The organism is Providencia heimbachae ATCC 35613, from assembly GCF_001655055.1.
Classification (GTDB): Bacteria; Pseudomonadota; Gammaproteobacteria; order Enterobacterales; family Enterobacteriaceae; genus Providencia; species Providencia heimbachae.
Map to the genome: position 1 here is coordinate 39,252 of NZ_LXEW01000013.1, position 6,000 is coordinate 45,251.

4 protein-coding genes are annotated in these 6,000 nt (G+C 36.2%); all 4 read right to left on the reverse strand.

What is annotated here, in order from left to right; translation table 11 throughout:
• Positions 1-229: 229 nt before the first annotated feature.
• Positions 230-637, reverse strand: coding sequence for a phosphate-starvation-inducible protein PsiE (gene psiE, locus M998_RS03500; RefSeq protein WP_375342644.1), 408 nt, complete (start codon positions 635-637; stop codon positions 230-232).
• A gap of 193 nt (positions 638-830) precedes the next feature.
• Positions 831-1,109, reverse strand: coding sequence for a hypothetical protein (locus tag M998_RS03505; protein ID WP_068442822.1), 279 nt, complete (start codon positions 1,107-1,109; stop codon positions 831-833).
• A gap of 239 nt (positions 1,110-1,348) precedes the next feature.
• On the reverse strand, positions 1,349-2,836 hold the full coding sequence (locus tag M998_RS03510; protein ID WP_068907585.1) for a DUF3999 family protein: 1,488 nt from the start codon (positions 2,834-2,836) through the stop codon (positions 1,349-1,351).
• On the reverse strand, positions 2,836-5,649 hold the full coding sequence (locus M998_RS03515; RefSeq protein WP_068442816.1) for a DUF2339 domain-containing protein: 2,814 nt from the start codon (positions 5,647-5,649) through the stop codon (positions 2,836-2,838). The genes M998_RS03510 and M998_RS03515 overlap by 1 nt, the downstream gene beginning before the upstream one ends.
• Positions 5,650-6,000: the final 351 nt, after the last annotated feature.

Genomic DNA, 6,000 nt, shown 5'->3' on the forward strand with positions numbered 1-6,000 from the left:
TTTATACAATAACTATCGGCATTTGTTTTCAAATATAATATTTTTTTAAAATATAAACCCTGATTTTAAATATATTGTTTAAGTTCTTTTTTAATTGAATTTTTGGCAAAAAAAAAGAATATTATAAATTCCTTTCAACATTATATATAAGTTTATTTTATGTATAGTCAAAGTACTTCAAATTATAGTCAGGTAATAGCACTACAATTTGAAGTATGGCTGTAAAATGCTATTCGCGTTTGAGTTTCTCAGTATTCGCAATAAACAGCGCAACAACTAAAACTAAGATTGCACCAGCATGCAGTAATGTAGTCATAGGGTCACTATGATCAACAATAATGAGCCTAATGATGGCTGTAATACCAATATAAATAAAGTACCTTAATGGGAAATGATACCCAGACATAAAGTACTTTATTATCAAGGCAATAAACTCAAAATAAAGAAAGTAGATAACAATACCTTCCAATAATTCATAAGCCGTTGCGCTCTTTGTTTCACTAAACATCAACGCTGCCATCGTGACCGTTTCTTTACCTAGAAAAAAAACAAGCACCGCGGCTAAAGCAATCAAACCAATGTTTAAAACCCACTGCAATACCCATGCAATATTACTTGCGTGACGCATTCCATTCATATTATTCATATATTCTCCCTCGACAGGTACACAGGTATCGCTCATTTAAACACCAAATATAATCAATGTTACTATTTGAACATCTACACCATAAAATTCAAAACTTTCCGATTACACACAAACTAGGCTAATTGTAATTCAATTTTAAGACGCAATCATTACAAGTAGGCAATAAACTTGACTCAAATTTGATTTAATTTTTTTCATCATTAACTCTAAATTGTCGCCCGGTCAGCCTTTTATCATTTGTTATTTCACTTAGCTGAAGTTGTTCAGTTTCTTTTCTCTCTCTTTCTGATTCAATGTCACTTTCTTCATGCTGCTTAACGTGATGAGAAATATATTCTAACTGAGCCGTATTATAAGGCGCTGTTTCGTATATTATCGAACTCGTTGCAGATTGTGCGAATACCGAAGCACTGGTAAATAATGCTATCGCCATAAACAGGTTTGTAAATAAAGTTGCTTTCATCTTCATTTATCCTTCAAGGCTTAAGTCCATTGTTCTATACCCAAAATAATTCGAGTTGCAGGTAAGTGGACCAACAACCCTGTAACTTGAATTATGACGGGTATATACGATGTTTTAGCGCAATTCCATGTCAAATAACACCGAGACTAGGTAATTGTTTTTGTAGACAAGTAAAGACACGTACACAAATGATAAAGGAAGCTTTCGCTCCCTTATCTATTCTGCCTTACAGGCCTTAATTATAGGTCATCTGATTGGTTTTTATTTGAAGAGTTGATCTCTTTTAGCAAATACCAGCAGAAATACAGTAAGACAACTATCCCAATGAATAAAAGCATCCATAAAGCAATCGTCATCCAATTTGAACCACTATCGAGTTGCTCAACTTTGGTTAATTTTTCTTCACCGCCTAGATCAATAGTTTTTCCTGTGGCGTAAAGCTCAGGATAACGATTCATTACTTCATCAACACTATATGGCTGTCCGATAAGATCACGATAAGTCATTTTTTCAATCTGAGTTTGATAATTACCCCAAACTAACAGGTATGGCGCCGCGCCTTGCATATTAAAAATTATATTGATTGCATCACGTTTACCATCAATGCGCGGAGGTAAATCTTCCCAACTACCTTTAAGTGCAGTAATTCTTAATGATCTAATCATTTCGCCATTTAAAGCAATATTTGGGTTGCTGACACTTTCACCATCAGAGGACTGGTTATAAGCCACAATATCTGTAAGGGGCTTCCAAATATCCCCCTTATCGGATGAGTACTCAATCTTTAGTGGAATAACTCTATTTGATTGTTGTAACTGAACCTGTAATTCAGAAAGTGGTTGTGTCGAAGGTAATTGATAAATGACATGTTCCCGTGAAACACCATCATTGGTCATTTCGAAATGAAACACTTCTTGCCGGCGCGTTGAATTTAGCACATCCAATGTCGCATGTACTTTTTGTAGATCTGGGATTGCCATATCTGGCGCACTCACTGCGATGACCATAAAATAAGGTGCGCTCAATGCCGATGAATTACCACGTAGCAACTCAATAGAATTACTCGAAATTATTCCTGAATCTAATTTCAAACTCATAATAGGTTGATTAGCCGAAATATTTATCCAATTTTCTTTATCTGTGCTCGCATAAACAAATACTTTAGCCTGCCATTCTGTTTCGCTATTTGACCAATCCAATGTTAAGTTTTGAGCTAACATTGGATTGTCTTTATTCTTGTCTTGCGTCAGTAAATAAGCTTGGTATTGCGTATTTTGCTTTCCTTGTATGTTGGATAACGCTATACGACTTACTTTTCCTGGTGTCGCCTCAACGAGTAAATATTGCCTTTCGTTCCTATCTTCATCCCGTGAATTAACTTTATCAGATTGGACGACTAAACGCTGAGGGGTAAAAGAGAGCGTTGAAGTGGAAATCGTTTTTTCCGCATCATAAAAAAGTGCCGAAGGGACTTCATCCCCTGTTCCATTAAATACACGTACATCTTGTAATGTCTGAGGGTGAGCCGAATTTATATAAGCATTTACGGGAAGCTCAAGCCAATAAAAAGGGCTTGTCTTATCAAGTGTATCTAATTCTACACCTTGATAAAAATCATAAGGCATTAGTGCTTTAGCCTCTTCACCATAAAGATTACTGGTAAATAATAACGCGAAGGAAAAAATGGCAGCTATTCTTCCTAATCCTCTTTTTTTTATTAGATTCATTACTGCATCTCCTTTTCTGCATTTCCTTGCTCATCTTTAGGTGGCAACGGAGAAAAATAACCAACTACCAATATCAATAACGCAACAGTGATAAATGAGATCGCTCGTTCAATACCATTTTGACCATAAATATCAATTAAGAATAATTTTGCGATTACACAACCAAATATCACTGCACCACTGAGCCACCAAACACGGTTTTTCTTTATAGCGGCAATAACCATACAAAAGAGTGCAGCTAGTGCCCAACTAATTGAAAGTACAGTTTGAATAATCCGAGAATCATAAAGTGCATCCAAATTCCAACTAATATTCGCAAAATCAGCAGTTGCTCGAATAAGAATACCGTTGAACCACAGTACGGACAAACCAATTGCAGTAACCATCAACCCACGGCTGATCCACAAATCATATTCCGTCGCTTTTTTGATCTTCTGAACAAAGCCTCTACGCATTAAAATAATCGTTGCAATGCTAAATAACCCAGCTTCATCCAGTGGATTAATGACTGGGATATAATTCCAAAAAGTGAGCTTGCCATCTTCTAGGTTTGCACAATAGGATAAAACAATTAGCACCGCGATTACGGGTAAATAGCTATACCAATAAATAAGGCCATTACGGATCATTGGGGCCATTCTATTTTTCTGCAACCAATATAACGCTAAAGTCGTTAATGTTATTGCAATGACGTAAATGAAATAGCCTAGCTCTTGCATACCCCACGGCAAAATAACGACAAACCAATTAACTTGAGTTGCTATAAATAGCAATATTAACCAGAAATTAGCGCCATGGAGAATTCGTTTCATCCATACATTTCGTAATTTATACGCATGAATAACAAACAAAACTGAGCTTCCCAACATGACCGCCCATATTAAAGAGCCTTCTCCCCTTCCCATTGGGTTTTCATCATATATAAAATCAAGTGCCAGATAATAGTAGCCAACAAACCACAAAAATGACTGACAGAGCAGTAACGGGATCCAATTGATTTTAATTGCGTAGAAACGCCAGAACCAGACTGAAATAACAACTAATGCCATAATAATAAAGCTTTCAGATTCTCCGCTCCATGAAAGGATATCGGTAAACATAGGAACCCAGCAGAACCAAACCACCATACCTAATATTAAGAAACCGTAACTTAAAACATCAGAATAATTATTTTCTTTACGCCGTAAATGGAATAAACCACCGGCGAAAAAGCAAGCGACCAATAAAACTGGAACCATATAAGTACTGCTGCGACTCCAGTATAAATAAGGATAATCGATTAAGAGTGTCATTGCGCTCACTACGATGAGTAATGAACCCATCAGTGACATTTTTTTCTGGTTTTGCTGTAAGCCAAACCAAAGAATAAGCAATCCTTCCAGTGACCAAACAATTGAGGTCCATTCGAAGCTTAGCGCTAGCGGTATTGCAAGAGTAATAAACCCCGCACCAATAATAATATTGCCTAACGCCATATTTGTGCCTGACACTTTATAACGCTTATGAATTTGTAGCCCTGCAATGAGATAAAGTAAACCAAGCAATAAAGCAATAAAGGCAGGTAGTAGCCCCATTTCGCCAGAAATAAAATATTGAAATGCAATACTCAAGAATGGCGGAAAAAATAATAACGTATTATCGACGACTAACTGTTTGTTATGCTCAGATCGCATTGCAAATAACTGGGTTAATATATTAAAGATGACCAGGTTAGCGATAATAAATAGTTGGCATGATAAAAAATAATCAGGTTGGTAGTTATCCCATCCCCATAAAACAGCGACAGAATAAGTCATAAACATGCCCACTAAATTAAGCGGGCGCCATGCTTGCCATAAGCTAATGATTAAGATGCCACTCGATAGCATTAAATAGTAGGAGAAAAGGATGATATGACTGCCACCACCGGTTGATAACAGGACTGGCGCCAAATAACCACCTATCGAAGCAAGGATGGCAAGGCTAATCGTTCGTTGTAGTAAGGCTAGCATGATACTTGCTGCGCAAATCAACAGCATGAAAGCAAATGCCATACTGTATGGCAGCATAGTGTATAATTTAAACGCTGCAAAGATGGTAATATAAAGACAACCTATTCCCCCACCTTGCAGAATTAAACCAAATAAGGCTTTTTTATTTCGCAGCCACCAACCTATTCCGAGTAAAATTAAACAACCGATTGCACTGAAAATTAAGCGCGTTTCTGCCGAAAGAATATCATTTTGGACGCTATAACTAAGTAAATAGGCGACCCCAAGGAAAAGGAGTAATATCCCTATCTTAGCCAGTGGATTTCCTTTGACTAACCAACTAAAGAAATGGCTAAATACAGACTGATTTTTACCTGTATTATTATTTGACGTAGTATTACTTAATTCCACACGGTCTATTGACCTTCCACTATCAAACCGATTTGGATTTATTCCTTTGGCGACAGGCTCGATTTTTGTGGGTAGCTCATCATTAGTAGAGATAACTGTATTTTGAACAGCTGTATTCGCTGCGCTGTATGAATGAGTAATTTCCTGATGGGGATCTTCCGTTACTGGTGGTTGTGTTATGCCCTGTTCAGATTCACTTTGTTGTGTATCCCCTGTTATGGATATTTCTTGTAATGGGGATTGATAATTTGTCTGAGCAATTTGAGTAGATTTATCTTGCGAAATTAGCGTTTCAAGAGATTCAATTTTTTGATTTAATTGAGAAACTTGATATTGCAAACGGCCTGTTCGATTGATTGCGATGATAGCAAGTATAGGCGCCAATCCAAGCAAAATAATCAAGACGAGCCCTGCTAGTATCCATATATCCACAAATAGGCTTCCTCATAATAAAGTTTGTAACTAAGCATATGCCTACACTCGCTATCCGCAGTAATTGCTCTAGTGTAGATAGCATTGATCCCCTTGCCAACTCAATGTAACAAAATGTTACAAATTTATTTATTTAATACTCAGCGAATGGTAAAACTCGTCTTAAAAAATCATTTTTTTAGAGTGTTACAATAACACTCTTCTATCGTGTTACGAACTCAGAAAATACTTAATCATCTTTAAGTGATGTTCTAAATAATATATTTATCTATAAATACAAAAATATCTATTTTTTGACTTTCTCTTTTAGATAATTATTAAAATATTCGATTAAAATACAGAGATATTTAA